The organism is Thalassomonas sp. RHCl1 (genome assembly GCF_947387555.1).
GTDB lineage: Bacteria > Pseudomonadota > Gammaproteobacteria > Enterobacterales > Alteromonadaceae > Thalassomonas.
In genome coordinates this window covers 354,613-372,294 of sequence record NZ_CANDNZ010000007.1, presented here as the reverse complement: position 1 = coordinate 372,294, position 17,682 = coordinate 354,613, and the positions used below count along the sequence as shown (strand labels likewise).

Below are 17,682 nucleotides of genomic sequence, written 5' to 3'. Positions count from 1 at the left end.
GCCCAAACAATTAATCCAACCGGTCACACCGGGGCGGTATCGGTTAGACAGAACAAACAAACCGGCTATTTCAAAAATTGTACGAATTTTACCGTGCTTTGCTGCTCAAAGCCATCTTGAGTTTTAACTATAAACAAAGCAGCAAGATCATTTTCCTCGGCAAACGCCATCGCCTGCTTTTCTCCCATCACCATCATCGCCGTAGACAAGCCGTCCGCCGTCATCGAAGAAGGGTGAATAACGGTTACAGAGACCAGCTTATGGTTAATAGGTTTACCGGTATCCGGGTCAATAATATGGGAAAAACGCTGGCCACCTGCTTCAAAATAAATCCGGTAATCACCCGAGGTGGCCACTGCATTATCTTTAGGCACGATAATTTGCTGCACCGCCCGCTCGGTCGAAACCGGTTTTTCAATGGCAACATGCCATAAGGAGCCGTTATGTTTAAAGCCCTTTAAACGCATTTCTCCGCCGATTTCCACCAGGTAGTTATCAAAACCGTTACGCTCTACCAGCTCAGCCACCATGTCCACGCCATAACCTTTGGCAATGGTCGATAAATCGACATATAAAGAAGGTATTGCCTTGGCCAGCTTATGCTCGCTTAAACTAAGTTTATCCAGACCGGTTTTCGCCTTGGTACTGGCGAGCAACTCATCGCTTGGCACGGTTTCCGGGCGGTATTCTGGGCCGAATCCCCAAAGGTTCACCAAAGGGCCCACGGTCACATCAAGCTTGCCGCCGGTAAGTTTTCCTAAGCGTATCGCTTCACTGACCACCCGCTCCAGTCCCTGAGACACGGCAACGGCGTCAACAGAGTCCGACTTGTTAAACCGGGACAATTCCGAGTCGGGGATATAGGTGGACATTTCCTGGTTCACCTGCTTTAGCAAAGCCTCTATTTGCTGGTGAATTTTTTTGTCCTTAACGTCCCGCTCATCGCCAATCAGCTTAACGGTATAGGTAGTGCCCATGGTATTTCCCTGGAGCAGCACCTCTTGTTTACCAACCTGCTCATCACTTTCAGAGCAGGAAAACAAAAAGGCCAGCGCCAGCAGTCCCAGCCAGGTCCTTAACCGCAAAAACATCAACGTCTTAAACCGGACTCGCTTAAATCCTTGAGTTACTTTCATTTGGGAAAATCACTTTTAATGCATGAAAAAACAAAGGCGATTGTCTAAAACCAGACAACCGCCTCTACCTTGAAACAAATTTTGTTCTAAACCAAGCAATTACGCTTGAAACAAAAATTAGCCGCCGAAGTCATCCAACATGATGTTTTCGTCTTCCACGCCTAAATCTTTAAGCATATGGATAACGGCCGCGTTCATCATAGGTGGCCCACACATGTAGTACTCACAATCTTCAGGCGCTTCGTGGTTCTTCAGATAGTTTTCATGTAATACGTTGTGGATAAAGCCGGTCATGCCGTCCCAGTTATCTTCCGGTTGCGGATCCGACAAGGCGACATGCCATTCGAAGTTGTCATTATCAGCCGCCAGGCCGTTAAAGTCATCTTCATAGAACATTTCACGCAATGAACGGGCACCATACCAGAAGCTCATCTTACGCTTGGATTTCAAACGCTTAAGCTGATCAAAGATATGTGAACGCATTGGCGCCATACCGGCACCACCACCGATAAAGACCATTTCCGCATCGGTTTCTTTAGCGAAGAACTCACCAAACGGACCTGAAATCGTCACTTTATCGCCAGGCTTAAGGCTGAAGATATAAGAAGACATCTTACCGGCAGGCAAGTGCAGCTTACCCGGAGGCGGCGTAGCGATACGCACGTTCAGCATGATAATGCCTTCTTCTTCCGGATAGTTCGCCATAGAGTAGGCGCGCAATGTGTCGGTATCCACTTTAGATTCTACATCGAAGAAACCAAAGTGCTCCCAATCGCCGCGATATTGTTCTTCAATATCGAAGTCTTTGTATTTCACGTGGTGAGCAGGAGCTTCAATCTGAATATAACCACCGGCACGGAAAGGTACAGACTCGCCGTCAGGGATTCCTAATTTCAGCTCTTTAATGAAAGTAGCTTTGTTATCGTTAGAGATAACTTCACATTCCCATTGCTGAACACCGAAAATTTCATCTTCTAATTCAATATCCATGTCCTGCTTAACCGCAACCTGACATGAAAGACGACAACCTTCTTTTGCTTCACGCTTAGTAATATGTCCCATCTCGGTCGGCAGGATATCACCACCGCCTGAATGAACATGAACACGACACTGGCCACAAGTACCGCCGCCGCCACAGGCAGAAGGCACGAAAATGCCCTGATCCGCCAAAGCGCCTAATAACTTGCCGCCGGCCGCTGTAGTGACCGATTTTTCCGGATCACCATTAATTGCTATCGTTACGTCTCCCGAAGATACCAGTTTGGATTTAGCGAATAAGATCACTAATACCAATGCCAGTACTATTAGGGTAAACATCGATACGCCGAGAACTATTTCCATCGACTTTTCCTTTACACTTCTCTAAGGGTTCTGACTAGTTAGACACTAAGTCAGAACCGACATTAACCTTACAGGGAGATACCACCGAAAGAAAGAAAGCCGAACGCCATCAATCCCGCAGTAATAAACGTAATACCTAAACCTTTCAAACCGTCCGGTACATCGGAGTACTTCATTTTTTCACGAAGACCCGCCAGCAGCACGATGGCCAGCATCCAGCCAACACCGCTACCCAGACCGTAAACAAAGCTTTCGCCTAAGGTCAGGTTTTTCGCTACCATGAAAGAAACCGCACCGAAAATAGCACAGTTTACCGTGATCAAAGGCAAGAAGATCCCAAGGGCCTGGTATAAAGCAGGGAAGTACTTATCCAAGACCATTTCCAGAATTTGTACTAAGGCCGCGATAACACCGATAAAGGTGATAAACGACAGGAAGCTCAAATCAATGGACTTGGCCGGATCGGTAATACCCATAAGGCCGTCTAAAGCGCCCGGTGCCAAGATGGCCTGGTAGATAATCTGGTTAACGGGAACCGCTAAACCCAGTACCACAACAACCGCAACACCTAAGCCGATAGCCGTGCTGACTTTCTTGGAAACCGCCAGGAAAGTACACATACCAAGGAAGAAGCTTAATGCCATATTTTCAATAAATATGGTCTTAATAAAAATACTTAAATAATGTTCCACGATTAATCCTTCTCTACTTGGTCAGGTTTAGCCTGGCGAATCGCCCAGATAACCAAACCGATAATGAAGAATGAACTAAAAGGTAAGACTAATAAGCCGTTACCCTGGTACCAGCCGCCGTTTTGTACTAAAGGCAGTACTTCGATACCAAAGAAGGTACCGAAACCTAACAGTTCACGGAAGAAGGCAACTGTGATCAGGATAAAACCGTAACCTAAACCGTTACCGATACCGTCAAGGAAGCTCACACCCGGCTTTTCTTTCATAGCAAAAGCTTCGGCGCGGCCCATAACGATACAGTTGGTAATGATCAAACCAATATAAACCGATAACTCTTTCGACAACTGATAAGAGAAGGCTTTAAGTACCTGGTCAACCACGATTACCAAAGATGCGATAATCGCCATTTGCACGATAATACGCACGCTGGATGGGATCTGATTACGGATAATCGAAATAAATAAATTCGAAAACGCCGTTACCATGACAACCGCTATGGTCATTACCATAGCGTTGGCCATGGAGCTGGTGACCGCCAGTGCAGAACAGATACCCAGTACCTGTAAGGCAATCGGGTTATTGTCGACTATAGGAGCCGTAAGAACTTTTTTAGCTTCTGAAGCCATGATTACATTCCTCCGTCACGAAGTTGAGTGCGGAATTTAGTGATAAACGGACCGTAACCCTCTTCACCTAACCAGAAGTGCAGAGTATTTTCAACGCCGTTACTGGTTAATGTCGCACCGGACAAACCGTCAACACCGTTGACATCACCGGCTTTAGCACCGCCTTTAACGAGTTTAATGGCAATATTGTTTTGCTCATCAAACATTTTCTTACCCGGCCATAAGGCTTTCCAGTTCGGGTTAAGTACTTCGGCGCCTAAGCCCGGAGTTTCTTTTAACTCTGAGTAGATCACGCTGCGTACGGTATTTAAGTCAGGGGCTAAACCAACGAAACCTGACATCAGATCCCATAAGCCGCTGCCGATAATAGGCAGAACGATAGTGGTGATCTTACCGCTGTCATCTTTTATCAGGTAGATAACGGCATTGTCAGCGCGGCGGTTGATACCGGCGATATCATTTTTAGGCTTAGAGCTCTTAGTCATATCACGGGAATCACGACGCTCGTCAAACATATCGGTATTGCCTTCAACAAATTCACCTGAGTCCAGGTCAATCATCTTAGCTTCAACATATTTGCCGTAAGTGCCTTTAATATCTTTACCTGCCTGTTCTAATAAACCGGCAGCTTCTAAGATCTTGGTTTGCTGATCCAGCAAACGGTTAGCCGTTTGCAAAGGTTTCAGGCCAACGGCGGAAATAGAAACTAACGCCGCACAGACTAAACAAACAATGAAAACAAAAATCAGCGTTTTGCCGAAAGTTTCTTTATTACTGGCCATTACGTGCAAGCCTCCGTTTTACGTTTGCCTGTACCACAAAGTAATCGAACAGTGGTGCAAATAAGTTGGCAAATAAGATAGCTAACATCATGCCTTCTGGGAAAGCCGGGTTAACCACACGAATTAATACCACCATGACACCTACTAAGGCACCAAACATCCATTTACCTTTGTTGGTAAAAGATGCTGATACCGGATCGGTTGCCATAAACATCATACCAAAGGCGAAACCACCCACTACTAAGTGCCAGTGCCAAGGCATAGCAAACATGGCATTGGTATCGCTGCCGATAAGGTTAAATAAGGTAGCGGTTGCCGCCATGCCGAAGAACACACCTAACACGATGCGCCATGAGGCAATGCCTTTATAAAGGATATAAGCACCACCGATTAAGATAGCGGCAGTAGAAACTTCACCGACAGAGCCAGGAACAAAGCCCCAGAAAGCATCCCACCAGTCAGCATTCATGGTGTAATCAATTGTGCCAGGTGTAGCAGCGGCAAAAGCACTTAATGAAGTCGCGCCGGAGAAGCCGTCAACGGCAACCCAAACCGCATCACCTGAGATTTCACCCGGGTAAGCGAAGAATAAGAAAGCACGACCCGCTAAAGCCGGGTTGAGGAAGTTTTTACCTGTACCACCGAATACTTCCTTGGCGATAACCACACCAAAGGTAATACCGATAGCCACCTGCCATAAAGGAATGGAAGCAGGCACGATCAGGGCAAATAAAATAGAGGTAACGAAGAAACCTTCATTCACTTCATGTTTACGTACCGCGGCAAATAATACTTCCCAGAAGCCACCAACGATAAAGGTCACGGCATAAATAGGCAGGAAGAACATGGCGCCGTAGAGCATCATGGAGAACCAGCCGGAGTCAGCTCCCAGGCTGCCGCCAAGCATTTCAAACAGACCTACTTGCCAGGTATCAGGTAAGGCATAACCGGCCGCCATGGCTTCAACAGCCTGGTAACCTATGTTGTACATACCAAAGAACATCGCCGGGAACACAGCCAACCAGACGGTGATCATAATACGCTTCAAATCTATACTGTCGCGTACATGGGTTTTGCCTTTAGTCACATAACCCGGGGTAAATAAACCTGTAGCAATGGCTTCGTAAAGGGCAAACCACTTCTCATGTTTGCCGCCTTTTTCAAAATGCGGCTCAATATCTTCAATAAACTTTTTCAAGCCCATGTCTAACCTTCCTTCTCTATGGTAGTTAGGCATTCACGAAGAACAACGCCGTAATCTGTTTTGCCGGGGCAAACAAATGTACATAAGGCTAAATCTTCTTCATCCAGCTCCAAGGCACCAAGCTGCTGTGCACCGTCGGTATCTCCGGCACATAAATCACGTAACAACATGGTTGGTAAAATATCTAATGGCATCACACGCTCAAAGTTGCCGATCGGCACCATGTCTCGTGCACTACCGTTAGTAGTGGTGGTCATGTTAAACAATTTCTTCGGGAAGAAATGCGACATAAAGGCACGGGTTACCGAGAATTTATTAGGACCCGGATACATATAACCGATGAACTCTTTTTCTCTGCCTTCTAGCAGCAAAGAAACTTGCACATGGTAACGGCCTAAATAAGCGTGTACACCCTGGGCATTGGCACCTAAAAGTACAGAGCCGGAAACGACACGGAGTTCACCTTCTTTGGCTTCACCCTTAGTCAAATCAGCAGTATTAGCGCCTAAAGTAGTGCGAATCAAACGCGGATTTTTCGCTGCAGGACCAGCAAGGGAAATCACACGAGAGTTATCCAGCTCACCTGAGGTAAACAATTTACCAAAAGCGATCACATCCTGATAACCTAAGTGCCAGACAACATTTTCAGCACTGACAGGCTTAAGGAAGTGGATATGAGTACCAACCAGACCTGCAGGATGCTTACCGGCAAATTCATTCACCTTGGCATTGGCTGCTACCGGAATATTCGCTCCGGGGGCCTTGGAAACAAACACCTCACCGCTTAAGCGGGCCAGGACCTGTAAGCCGTTTTGGAACGCTTCGCTGTTATCGTTGATCACCACTTCAGCATCTGCCGCTAACGGATTGGTATCCATAGCGCTGACAAAAATTGCTTTGGGCTCGCTGTCGATAGCAGGGATCTTACTAAACGGACGGGTACGTAAAGCGGTCCACAAACCTGAATTCACCAGGTTAGCAACCACATCTTCACGTGCTAATGAGGCTAACTCATTGGCGGAATAGCTTTTGAATGTTTCCTGTTCATTGCCATCGAGCTCGATAACAACAGACTGTAAAACACGCTTTTCACCACGATTGATTTCTTTAACAACACCGGCAGCATTAGCTGTGAACTTAACGCCAGGGTTCTTTTTATCTTCAAAAAGATCCTGACCTTTTTTAACACGATCACCTACTTTAACAAACATAGTTGGTCGCATGCCCACAAACTCTTCACCGAGTGTTGCAACGGTTTTGATGGTCGGACCATCATGGATTACCTGCTGGGGAGCTCCTACTACAGGAACATCCAGACCTTTTTTTATCGTAATCATAAACACTTGCACTACTTTGACGGGAGTATCAAAATCAATAATCTAACGTACCTGACGTGCTTAACCATTACTTAACGACGGCCTGAAAATACATCCAAACAGCATAGTAAACAAAGACTTAAACAATAACCAAGTAAGATAAATAATCGATTTCAGTGTATTTCAGCAGAACAGCTAATTTCCTAAGAAATTAACATCCACTGGCTCTAAGTTAAAAATCTGGCGCGATTTTAGCAAAAAGCTGTTTTTTATTCTACGGGCCATTGTCATTTTTCATTACAATTTAGACGATTAATTGCCATCCTGCCTGCAAATGCAGCAAAACTTTGACTTGCGCTAAAATAAACAAGCGGCAAAAAGCTTTGCTTAGCTGGATAACGGTCAAATTTCAGGCAAAAATGGTTTAACAATAACCACTAGGTTTTATATTACAAAGGAAGGATCCCGGGCTTGACCAGGGACAATAAAATTGGATTTTGCCGCTTACAGCCAAATTACTTCATTATTAGCGAGAATATTGAAGTTTTCTTTCGGCTGAAAACGGCTTTATCACAAAGATAAATTGTTGGTTTAGCTATAAACCACAAGGTTAACCTGGTGATTAAACCAGGTTATTGATCTCTGCTAGCGGGCTAACATCGGCATCATAATCAACACCGGCAAGTTCAAAACCAAACAGATGTAAAAACTCCTTATGATAACCGCTATAATCAGTTAACTCATCTATGGTGTCTGTAGTTACCTTGTTCCAGATATCCGTCACCCGTTGCTGAACGCTGTCTTCAAGCTCTTTGTTGTTCTGGCGTAAACGGCCCATATCATCCAGAGTAGGGTTTTTACCGTATAAATTGTCACGGAATAAGCCCTGAATTTGCTCGATACAGCCTTCATAGGTACCGTCGCCCTTCATGACTTTAAACATGGCGGAAATATAAAGCGGCATAATAGGAATAGCCGAACTCGCCTGAGTGACCACGGCATTAAGGGAAGTCACATAAGCTTGCCCCTGAATATCGGCGGTAGCGGTTTTAATGGCACTTGAAGCCCGGTCTAAATCATCTTTGGCTCGGCCTATGGTAGCCTTACCGTAAATCGGCCAGGTCAGCTCTTTACCTATATAGGTATAAGCAACGGTTTTAAAGCCATCCGCCAGGACACCAGCTTCTTTGAGGGCATTAATCCATAATTCCCAGTCTTCGCCGCCCATTACCTTAACAGTATTGGCAATTTCATCTTCGCTTGCCGCTTCAACAGACACTTCGTCGATAATGCGTTTCGAAGTATTTAAGTTTTTTGTGGTGACATCCTGGCCAATGGGTTTCAGGGTCGATGAATAAACTTCGCCGGTCACAGGATCGGTACGGCGTGGCGATGCCAGGCTGTAAACCACTAAATCGATCTGACCTAAGTCTTCTTTGATAACATCAATGGTTTTTTCTTTGATTTCATTAGAGAAAGCATCACCATTGATATTTTTTGACCACAGGCCGATTTCATCAGCGGCTTTTTGAAAAGCGGCGGTATTGTACCAACCGGCGGAAGCGGTTTTCTTTTCTGTCGGCGGCTTTTCAAAGAAAACCCCTAAGGTTTTAGCATTGTTACCAAAGGCGGCGGTAATACGTGAAGCCAGGCCATAACCGGTAGACGCCCCGATCACCAGGACATTTTTTGGCTTAGTTTCCGCCTGTATCTGGGCTCTGACATAAGAGATTTGCTCATTTACATGTGCTTCACAACCCGTAGGATGAGCATTTGTACAAATAAAACCACGAATTTTTGGCTGAATAACCATAGGAAAACCTTTTCGATATAATTGTTTTTACTGCCGCCGTAATAAGGCGGCAATGTCTATTTAAACATGAGTCCATTGGAAGATAACAGCGGTTATCTTCTCAAAAACACCACTCACGTTCTTTATGAATAACTAATAATGGCCGCTAGTTTACTCCTCCTTGCTACGGCAAGAGGTACGAGCAGTCATTTTCTGGCTAAGAAAATGCCTTAGCGGTTTAAATAATATTCCTTAAGCGTCAAATCATGATATTCACGAATAGAGGCCATAAACTCACTGTAAGACTTCCATACCTTGGCAAAACCGGCATCTTTACTTGCCTGCTCCGCCATCACCTCGGCGGTGATGCGTTTTAATTCTGCCAACACCGGCTCAGGCAAGGTACGTAATTTCACTTTGTGCTGTTCCTGTAGCTGGTGCAAAGCTTCGTTGTTGCGGGCATTATATTCATCCAGGGTCGATTCATTCACCGCCCGGGCCGCCACTTCGACGATTTTTTGCAAATCCTTGGGTAATTCATTATAGGCTTTTTCATTGATCAGAAATTCCAGTCCGGTACCCGGCTCATGCCAGATAGAAGAATAATAATATTCCGCCGCCTGATAGAAGCCAAATGCCAGGTCATTATAAGGACCTACCCATTCCGACGCGTCTATGGCGCCGCTTTGCAAGGAAGAGAAAATCTCGCCGCCGGTTAAGGTGACCGGCACCGCACCGGCACGCTGCAATACTTCTCCGGCAAGTCCCGGAATACGCATTTTCAACCCCTTAAGGTCGTCCATCGAGTTAATTTCTTTTTTAAACCAACCGGCAAACTGCGCCCCCGAGTTGCCCCCCGCCATAGGAATAATGCCAAAAGGTTTATACATCTCCTGCCATAACTCCAGACCGCCGCCATAATGCAGCCAGGCATTTAATTCAGTCGCGGTCATGCCAAAAGGAATAGCGCCGAATAACGGCGAAGAAGGGATCTTGCCTTTCCAGTAATATGAACCGCTGTGACCCATTTGTGCAGTACCGCCGGAAACGGCATCAAACACCTGGAACCCGGGCACCAGTTCACCGGCGCCATATACCTGAACCTTTAACCGGCCGCCGCTCATTTCATCGACATTTTTAGCAAACTTTTCCGGCGCCATACCCAGCCCGGGGAAGTTTTTCGGCCAGGAGGTCACCATTTTCCATTTATAGGTTTTTACTTGTGCGCTTTGCCCGCTTTGACCGCCGCTTTGCTTATCGCCGCAGGCGGTTAACGCTAAACTTGAAATCGCCAGCAGGCTGACCGAGATCCATTTATTCATTTTGTTTATCATTCTTATTTCCATTGTTTTTGCCCGGATGTTTTATTTGTACATCAGCTCAGGCAACCAGGTGACTAATTCCGGCCAAATCGCCAGGGCGATCAGCAAAACCAGCTGCATCGCAATAAAAGGGATCACACCGCGGTAAATATCTGCCGTGCGCACCGATTTAGCTGCAACCCCGCGTAGATAAAATAACGCAAAACCAAACGGCGGCGTCAAAAAGGAGGTTTGCAGGTTAATGGCTATCATAATGCCCAGCCAGATAGGATCAAGCCCCATGGCCAATAAAACCGGGGCAACGATGGGCACCACCACAAAAGTGATCTCGATAAAGTCCAGGATAAAACCTAATAAAAAGATCACCAGCATCACAATCAAGGTCGCGCCGACAACCCCGCCCGGCATCTGCTGGAAAAAGCCGTGTACCAGCTCTTCGCCGCCAAAACCGCGAAACACCAGGGAAAACAAACTGGCGCCTATAAGGATCAAAAACACCATGGCGGTGATCTTGGTGGTGCTTTGCATCACCGCCCGTAAATTTTCCAGGGTCAATTTCTTTTGCGCCAAAGCTAATAAGGTCGCTCCCATGGCTCCGACACCTGCCGCCTCGGTAGGCGTGGCAAAACCCAGTAGAATAGAGCCCAATACCGCCACCATCAATAACAGCGGCGGCACTAATGCTGACAACATCAAGGCCGGAACAGACTGATTCTGTGTGAGTTTTTCTATGTCTTCGGCTTCCAGACGCGGCATAATGTCGGGCTTAACCACGGCAAGCACCAGGCAATAAAGAATATAAAAGCCCACCAAAATCAACCCCGGCACTACCGCACCGGCAAACAAATCCCCTACAGAGACGGTTTCCGGACTGAATATGCCCATATCCAGCTGGGCTTTCTGGTAGGCATTGGATAACACATCACCGAGTAAAACCAGGGCAATAGAAGGAGGAATTATCTGGCCAAGGGTACCGGTAGCACAAATGATCCCGGAGGAAAAAGCCGGGCTATAACCGCGTTTAAGCATGGTAGGCAAGGACAACAGCCCCATGGTCACCACTGTCGCTCCGACGATCCCGGTACTTGCCGCCAGTAAGGCCCCAACCAGAATAACCGAAATCCCTAAACCGCCGTGAAAACGACCAAAAAGCAGGGACATGGCATTGAGCAGGTTTTCCGCGATTTTCGAGCGCTCAAGCATGGCCCCCATAAAAACAAACAGCGGCACCGCCAGTAAGGTCTGGTTATTCACCACCCCGTAAAGACGGCTGGGTAAAGCGGTTAAAAAAGCGGGATCAAAGACATCCAGGGCCATACCTGCCCCGGCAAACAAAAGCGCGGTGCCCGCCAGGGATAACGCGACCGGGTAACCCAGCAATAATACCAGGCATACCACGACAAACATCAAAATTGCTGCGTATTCCATGGCTAGCTCTCTCCCGTTTTGCTGTTATCTGAGTTGTTACCGGCATTTTTATCGACACTATTACCAGCAAACAAGAAAGCCAGGTTGCGCATGATTTCCGCCAGACCTTGCAGCAACAAGGTCACCGGCAATAGCAACAACAGGGATTTATTGAGATAAACCAGCGGCAAGCCACCGGCTTCGGAAGACTTCTCCATGATTTGCCAGGAAATAACCACGTAATCCAGGCTGATATAGAAAATAAACACCACCACAGGCAATAACAGAAAAATTCCGCCCAACAGATTCACCAACGCCTTGGTTTTAGCCGAAAACCTCTGGTAGAAAATATCGACCCGCACATGACCGTCGGCTTTGAGGGTATAGGCGGCGCCGAGCATAAAAACGATGCCGTGAAAATAAAGCACCGACTCCTGCATGGCCACCCAGCCAAGATTAAAGCCGTAACGCAATAAGACAATGATGAATGTCATCAACACCATGACCAGGGTTAGCCAGGCGATTATTTTGCCGGTTAACTCGGTAAAGCTATCGATGACGGCGACGGCGTTTTTTAGCCCGTTAACCAACATACCTGTTTCCAAAAAATAGTTATTCTTTTTAATGGGGTAAACAAATAACAGAATTTGACAAAAATTGGAAACCTTACCTTGAAAAACGGTTGAATTTACTGAGCTCTGGCCTAAATTACGGTTTATTTTCCTGTCCGGGCAAAATCAACGGCCAAGTAAAAAGTAACAGCTCAAGGTTTACCAACCTCCGGAGCAGCGGCAGTAGAGGCCTTCAAAAAGCGGGCGCTTTTTTGTTACAACAAGGGCAATTGTCACTCAAGCAACAACTTATCTGCTGCCGTAAGTAATTTAAAGGCCCGTCAAAAACCCAGCGTTCACATTATAAACACTTATATATCAAAAACATAAAAAACTGGCTTTATCTTTGCTGGCTAGATTCACTGCAAACAACCCAATCATATATTTTTATAGGAGTACTTATATGATGATCAAACAGATTTCCCAGGCAAGCGTTTTGATGAGTGCACTAATGCTTGCCGCCCCGGCCAGTGCAGAGCTAATAACCTACGATAGCTTTTCCAACTGGGCTGCAGCTACCGGCGATACTACAACAATCGACTTTAATGGCGAACAGGGCCAGAGTTCGTTAGTCAGTCGAGGCTCTGAGTATTATGTTGACGGCGTGACTTTTAATGCCGGCGCTATTTATAGCCTTTATGACTCGAACCTGGATCCCGCCTGGCACAACACAGGTTGGCTGGATCTGCAGGACGGCGGTTATATGGCAACTTTTGATGAAGCCATCACTTCACTCAGTTTTGATTTTGGTGACTTTTACGGCAACGGTATCTGGGTAACCGCCACCACGGATGCCGGTGATGTCATATCGGCAGCTTCATCATCCAACGCCTATGGCTTTGCCGGTTTCACCACAGATAAAGCCTTCACCTCGGTGACTTTTCAAACTTCCGGTACCACAGGACCTTATTGGGGATTTGATAATTTCTCTTTCAATACCTTGTCCGGTGCATCGGAAGTTCCTGAGCCGGCAACTATTGCATTATTGGGACTGAGTTTACTAGGGCTGGGATTTGGCCGACGTAAAAAATAAGCACATAGCGATAAGCTAACAGGCATTATGATTTCAGGCCCTTTTGCTGAAAAATATCATTATTAAAACCGTAATTAAAAAGCGACTTCCGGGGAAGTCGCTTTTCACTTACAAAAGTTAACACTTGTTTGCTTTTATACCGACTGCTTTTTCCCGCCTCCCAGACACTTAGGCGATAACGGCGTATTCTCAGCGTAATAATTCTGCCATTCTTTTTCGGTATAGGTATGCAGAGCCAGGGCATGGATATGCTCCGCCAACTCGGTGGCCAGCAAGGTATTGATGGCCCGGTGACGGTTGATCAAACGCTCCCCTTCAAATTTTTCTGAGACTATGATCACTTTAAAATGCGATTCGCTGCCCGGGGGCACGTTGTGCTGGTGACTTTCATTAATCACATCCAAATGCACGGGAGAGAATGCCGTGAGTAACTTTTCTTCGATTATGGCTTCAATTGTCATGTTATTTCCCTGATGATATTAGCCCGGTAACTGGCCTATCATCATTAACTCTAGTTTGTTAGATTGAATATGCCATCAAACAAGACGGCCGATTGAATGAAAAAATCATAAGGTTTTGCTAAACCTGAAAAAATATTTTTAGCTTTTTATTTGCCGAAACGTCAGGTTAATTCGCGGCAATTTTGCCTTTTTTGTCCGCGGCAAACAGTGCTGCCAATAACGCTGGGTTTGCCCGGCCATGGTCAGCAAACTGCCTGATTTTAAAGGTACCGTCAGCTTTTCACCAGAAATTTTATGCTTTAAGTTAAAGTTTCTTTCCCCGCCGAATGACAAAGAAGCGATCACCGGATTTTCCCCCAATTCAGGTTCATCATCACTGTGCCAGCCAACGGTATCATTACCGTCACGATAAAGGTTTGCCAGCACGGCATTAAACGGCTTCCCGGTTTTTGCTTCCACCATTTGCTTTAGCTGTGTCAATACCGGCAACCAGGGTTTTGCCGATAAAGTGAGCCCTGAATAGGTATAATCAAGACCATCATCACCATACCAGGCTTGCAACCTGGGGATCAGCACGGGTTTACCGTAAAGCACAATACTGTCCTGGGACCAGTCCAGTTGCTGTGCCAGCTCATCATATAACAGCCGGCTCCTGGCCATAGGGATAAAATCCGGGAAATACTGCAAATCGGCATTGGTGGCGGTGATGTTAATAATCATTCCTTACTACGCGGACATAGTATAAAACTGGCGACATTAACGGAATTTTGTCACAATAACGGCCTATTCTCCATATTTACCTCCGGTCCAGACCCGGGACAGGCCCAAATAAAAGTTATTAACACCATGCTCAGTCCTTTTATTATCAATGACAGAAACCTCCACCTTGACCGCTATCCCCTGGCACAGGTCAACCGCAGTTTACAGGCCTGGGATGCCGCCGATGAGTACCTGGTCAACCATATTGCCCAGCACCAGCTGATCAAACCCGACACCAGAGTGTTAATCTTTAATGATTTATTTGGCGCACTAACGGTAAACTTCACCGAAAACCAACTCTTTACCGTCAACGATTCTTTTTTAAGTATCTGCGGCATCAAGCATAACCTGGAGCAAAACCATCTCAGTGATGATAACCGCAGCCAACTGACCAGTTTAGATCCCTTGCCGGATGATATTGATGTTATCTTATACAAGATCCCAAAAAGTAAGTCCTTACTCAGCGAGCAACTGCTAAAAATAAAACAAAAGTACAGTGAAAAAGTCATTTTCATTGCCGCCGACCGCGCCAAAGAAATCCATACATCGACGTTAAAACAGTTTGAAAAATACCTGGGCACCACCAAAACCTCATTGGCGGTAAAAAAAGCCCGGCTGGTCTTTGCCGAGCTGGACAACCCTGCCCATTATAACTCCCCCTTTCCAACGGTTTGGCCACTGGAAAATACCCGTTTTTCCCTGAGTAACCACGCCAATGTTTATGCCAGGGAGAAATTAGATTTAGGCGCCCGCTATTTTATCCAGAATTTACCCGAAATCGCCGCCGGCAGCCGGGTAATAGATTTAGGCTGCGGTAACGGCGTTATCGGCTTAACGGTGCTCGCCGCCCAAGAGCAAGCCAAAGTGCGGTTTGTCGATGAATCTCATATGGCCATCACTTCTGCCCGCGAGAATATTGAAAACAACTTACCCCAGGTCGTGGATAACTGTATTTTCCATGTCAATGACTGCCTGACCGGCTTTGAGCCGGGCAGTGCCGATGTCATTCTTTGCAATCCGCCGTTTCATCAGCAAACCGCCACCACAGATCATATTGCCTGGCAAATGTTCAATGACAGTTTCAGGGTATTAAAAAAAGGCGGGGAATTGCGTATTATCGGTAACAGACAATTAGGTTATCATGTTAAATTACAACGTATTTTCGGCAACCACAAACTGATTGCCACCAATGAAAAATTCGTCACTATTTCAGCGATAAAAAAATGAAACTAAAAAATCTAACTCCCTTAAAACAAGCCCGGGTGCAACTCGGTGCTATGCTGGCCATCCCTGCCCTGTTACTGCTCGGCGGCTGCAGCCAGACTCCGAGTCACTTGATTGTCGCCCCCGAGGTCATGGCGGCAAACTCAGGCAAGTATGCCAATAAACAGGCACAACTCCAGGTACTTGATATGCGCACCGGCAATCACATAGTACAGATTTCACGCCCGGAAAAAGCGGCGCAGCTGTTTTCTTCGCAAGCGCCCCTCAAAGACATAGTGGCGCAAAGCTTAACGACACAATTAAACAAACAGGGTATGGCCATGGGCCCGGTCGCCACCAATGCCATCGAAGTTTCTATCGACCAGGCCTTAATCAAGGTCGACCAGCAACTGATGCAATACCAGGTCAAAAGTGAAATAGTGCTCACGGTAAAAGTTGACAATGGTATCAGCACCCTCACCAATACTTTTCGCAACCGCGGCAGCAGCCACGGACCATTAAAAGCAGATATCGCAGTATTGGAGCGGGATTTTAACCAGCAATTAGCTTTGCTGCTGGCCCAGGTAATTGATAATCAAGAAATCCAGCAATTTATCAGGTAACCCCCATGAAAGCAGTTAACATAAAACTTCTGACGTTATTTATTCTCTGCCTCAGCTTTTTCAGCCAGGCAAAAAACGCCGCCATAGATCCCAATAACATTTACCCCAGGGTAAAACTGGAAACCTCTATGGGGGTGATTATCGTCGAGCTTGACCGGGTAAAAGCCCCGATCACCGTCGATAACTTCCTCACCTATGTGGTCACGGGTGAATACAATAACACCCTTTTCCATCGCATCATGGCAGATTTTATCGTCCAGGGCGGCGGTTATGATCCCCTGTTTATCGAGAAAAAAGTCAACGAAAGCATAGTCAACGAATCCGGCAACGGCCTGAAAAACGAAGCCGGCACCATCGCCATGGCCAAAGAAAACCGCCCCCATACCGCCAACCGCCAGTTCTTTTTTAATGTCGCCGACAATAAATCTCTGGATCCCGGCAAACGTTGGGGTTATGCGGTTTTTGGCAGTATCGTCGAAGGGGAAGAAGTCCTTGAAGCCATGGCCCAGGTAGAAACTGGTTATAACGAAGAAATGGCCTGGTCGGATGTTCCGGTAAAACCCGTGATCCTGAAAAAAGCCACCTTACTGCCGGCACAGTAGACTTGCTCTTTATTAACTGCAAGGCAAAAGCAGAAAAGAGCAACTTTGTCAAAGATCGGCATCAATAAAATTGCTTAAGCAAAAGAAAATTTATTGATACCGATCAAACTTATATACTCTTTTTTACAATTTGTTGACAAAAAACACTAGTATTGCTTTTGACAAGCCCCGCTTTATCGTTAATAACTAATACTGAATCTATATAATAAAACTTCACATCGGCGCTTATCACCAAACGATGGAAATTCTTCCACATTCGTTTCTAAAAGGAATTAAATAAGCCAATAGCATTTTGGGGATCACGAATGATAATCGAGCAGTTTATCAACGAAAAAACAACGCAGATCAGTGCCTATGTCAAGGCGGTTCTGGAGCAGGGCATACATTATACCGAGCTGGATAAATTCATCGTCGATGTCATGGATGAATGGACCTTGCTCAATGTCACCGAAGAAACCCCGGGTAATGCCCAGGAAAGGGTGTTCTGGCATATTGTTCATGAAATCAGTTTACACGGCGCCCAGTCGCTAAGCCATGACCTGTATCTGAAAAGCGAAATCAATACCTGTCTGGACTTTTTCGCCGGCACCGGCAGCTACCCGATAGATTGTATCGGCTGGCGGCCTATTCCCTGAGCTATCTTTCAAACCTTCTATAATAAAGCAGTTATCGCCCCCATAACTGAAAACCTCCCCTAAAAACCCGACTCAACGCAATTACTGACAGACTAATGACCTGCCGCTGCCACCTTCCCTGGCTATAGGCGCAAGTC

At 46.2% G+C, this 17,682-nt stretch carries 18 protein-coding genes; 5 read left to right on the top strand and 13 right to left on the bottom strand.

What is annotated here, in order from left to right:
* Positions 1-65: 65 nt before the first annotated feature.
* The 11 genes from QL234_RS20650 to QL234_RS20600 all read right to left on the bottom strand — a co-directional run bounded on the left by QL234_RS20650 (position 66) and on the right by QL234_RS20600 (position 12,211).
* Entirely contained in the window at positions 66-1,094 is a 1,029-nt protein-coding gene (locus tag QL234_RS20650) for an FAD:protein FMN transferase (RefSeq protein ID WP_281559660.1), read from the bottom strand.
* A 159-nt stretch (positions 1,095-1,253) separates the two neighbouring features.
* Entirely contained in the window at positions 1,254-2,477 is a 1,224-nt protein-coding gene (gene nqrF / locus QL234_RS20645; protein WP_281559659.1) for an NADH:ubiquinone reductase (Na(+)-transporting) subunit F, read from the bottom strand.
* A gap of 68 nt (positions 2,478-2,545) precedes the next feature.
* Positions 2,546-3,169, bottom strand: a complete 624-nt coding sequence (nqrE, locus tag QL234_RS20640) for an NADH:ubiquinone reductase (Na(+)-transporting) subunit E (RefSeq protein WP_044841392.1) — start codon at positions 3,167-3,169, stop codon at positions 2,546-2,548.
* A 2-nt stretch (positions 3,170-3,171) separates the two neighbouring features.
* Complete coding sequence (locus QL234_RS20635; protein ID WP_281559658.1) at positions 3,172-3,795, bottom strand: NADH:ubiquinone reductase (Na(+)-transporting) subunit D; 624 nt, start codon at positions 3,793-3,795, stop codon at positions 3,172-3,174.
* Between the two features lie 2 nt (positions 3,796-3,797).
* A complete protein-coding gene (locus QL234_RS20630; RefSeq protein ID WP_281559657.1) occupies positions 3,798-4,577 on the bottom strand; it encodes a Na(+)-translocating NADH-quinone reductase subunit C in 780 nt (259 codons plus the stop codon).
* Positions 4,567-5,781 carry an NADH:ubiquinone reductase (Na(+)-transporting) subunit B gene (locus QL234_RS20625; protein WP_281559656.1) on the bottom strand — a complete coding sequence of 405 codons (1,215 nt, stop codon included), beginning with the start codon at positions 5,779-5,781 and terminating at the stop codon, positions 4,567-4,569. The genes QL234_RS20630 and QL234_RS20625 overlap by 11 nt, the downstream gene beginning before the upstream one ends.
* A 2-nt stretch (positions 5,782-5,783) precedes the next feature.
* Positions 5,784-7,118 (bottom strand): Na(+)-translocating NADH-quinone reductase subunit A, encoded by a 1,335-nt coding sequence (locus QL234_RS20620; protein WP_281559655.1) that lies wholly within the window; start codon positions 7,116-7,118, stop codon positions 5,784-5,786.
* Between the two features lie 601 nt (positions 7,119-7,719).
* Positions 7,720-8,910: an enoyl-ACP reductase FabV gene (fabV, locus tag QL234_RS20615; RefSeq protein ID WP_281559654.1), complete on the bottom strand. Its 1,191-nt coding sequence runs from the start codon at positions 8,908-8,910 to the stop codon at positions 7,720-7,722.
* A 209-nt stretch (positions 8,911-9,119) separates the two neighbouring features.
* Positions 9,120-10,223 carry a TRAP transporter substrate-binding protein gene (locus QL234_RS20610; protein WP_281559653.1) on the bottom strand — a complete coding sequence of 368 codons (1,104 nt, stop codon included), beginning with the start codon at positions 10,221-10,223 and terminating at the stop codon, positions 9,120-9,122.
* Between the two features lie 30 nt (positions 10,224-10,253).
* Positions 10,254-11,639 (bottom strand): TRAP transporter large permease subunit, encoded by a 1,386-nt coding sequence (locus QL234_RS20605; RefSeq protein WP_281559652.1) that lies wholly within the window; start codon positions 11,637-11,639, stop codon positions 10,254-10,256.
* Positions 11,640-11,641: 2 nt separating this feature from the next.
* Positions 11,642-12,211 carry a TRAP transporter small permease subunit gene (locus QL234_RS20600; RefSeq protein WP_281559651.1) on the bottom strand — a complete coding sequence of 190 codons (570 nt, stop codon included), beginning with the start codon at positions 12,209-12,211 and terminating at the stop codon, positions 11,642-11,644.
* A 421-nt stretch (positions 12,212-12,632) separates the two neighbouring features.
* Between QL234_RS20600 and QL234_RS20595 the strand changes: the two genes are divergently transcribed.
* Positions 12,633-13,262 carry a PEP-CTERM sorting domain-containing protein gene (locus tag QL234_RS20595; protein ID WP_281559650.1) on the top strand — a complete coding sequence of 210 codons (630 nt, stop codon included), beginning with the start codon at positions 12,633-12,635 and terminating at the stop codon, positions 13,260-13,262.
* Between the two features lie 134 nt (positions 13,263-13,396).
* Here QL234_RS20595 and bolA read toward each other — a convergent pair whose 3' ends face one another.
* A complete protein-coding gene (gene bolA / locus QL234_RS20590; protein WP_274050984.1) occupies positions 13,397-13,723 on the bottom strand; it encodes a transcriptional regulator BolA in 327 nt (108 codons plus the stop codon).
* A gap of 138 nt (positions 13,724-13,861) precedes the next feature.
* Entirely contained in the window at positions 13,862-14,443 is a 582-nt protein-coding gene (locus QL234_RS20585) for an alpha-ketoglutarate-dependent dioxygenase AlkB (protein WP_281559649.1), read from the bottom strand.
* Positions 14,444-14,569: 126 nt separating this feature from the next.
* On the opposite strand from QL234_RS20585, the gene QL234_RS20580 reads away from it, so the two are divergent.
* The 4 genes from QL234_RS20580 to QL234_RS20565 all read left to right on the top strand — a co-directional run bounded on the left by QL234_RS20580 (position 14,570) and on the right by QL234_RS20565 (position 17,545).
* Positions 14,570-15,709 carry a methyltransferase gene (locus QL234_RS20580; RefSeq protein ID WP_281559648.1) on the top strand — a complete coding sequence of 380 codons (1,140 nt, stop codon included), beginning with the start codon at positions 14,570-14,572 and terminating at the stop codon, positions 15,707-15,709.
* The gene (locus QL234_RS20575) at positions 15,706-16,308 is read left to right on the top strand and encodes a YajG family lipoprotein (protein WP_281559647.1); all 603 of its coding nucleotides are present in this window, start codon (positions 15,706-15,708) and stop codon (positions 16,306-16,308) included. Before QL234_RS20580 ends, QL234_RS20575 begins: the two co-directional genes overlap by 4 nt.
* A 5-nt stretch (positions 16,309-16,313) precedes the next feature.
* Positions 16,314-16,910 (top strand): peptidylprolyl isomerase, encoded by a 597-nt coding sequence (locus tag QL234_RS20570; RefSeq protein ID WP_281559646.1) that lies wholly within the window; start codon positions 16,314-16,316, stop codon positions 16,908-16,910.
* Positions 16,911-17,215: 305 nt separating this feature from the next.
* Entirely contained in the window at positions 17,216-17,545 is a 330-nt protein-coding gene (locus tag QL234_RS20565; protein WP_044830488.1) for a hypothetical protein, read from the top strand.
* Positions 17,546-17,682: the final 137 nt, after the last annotated feature.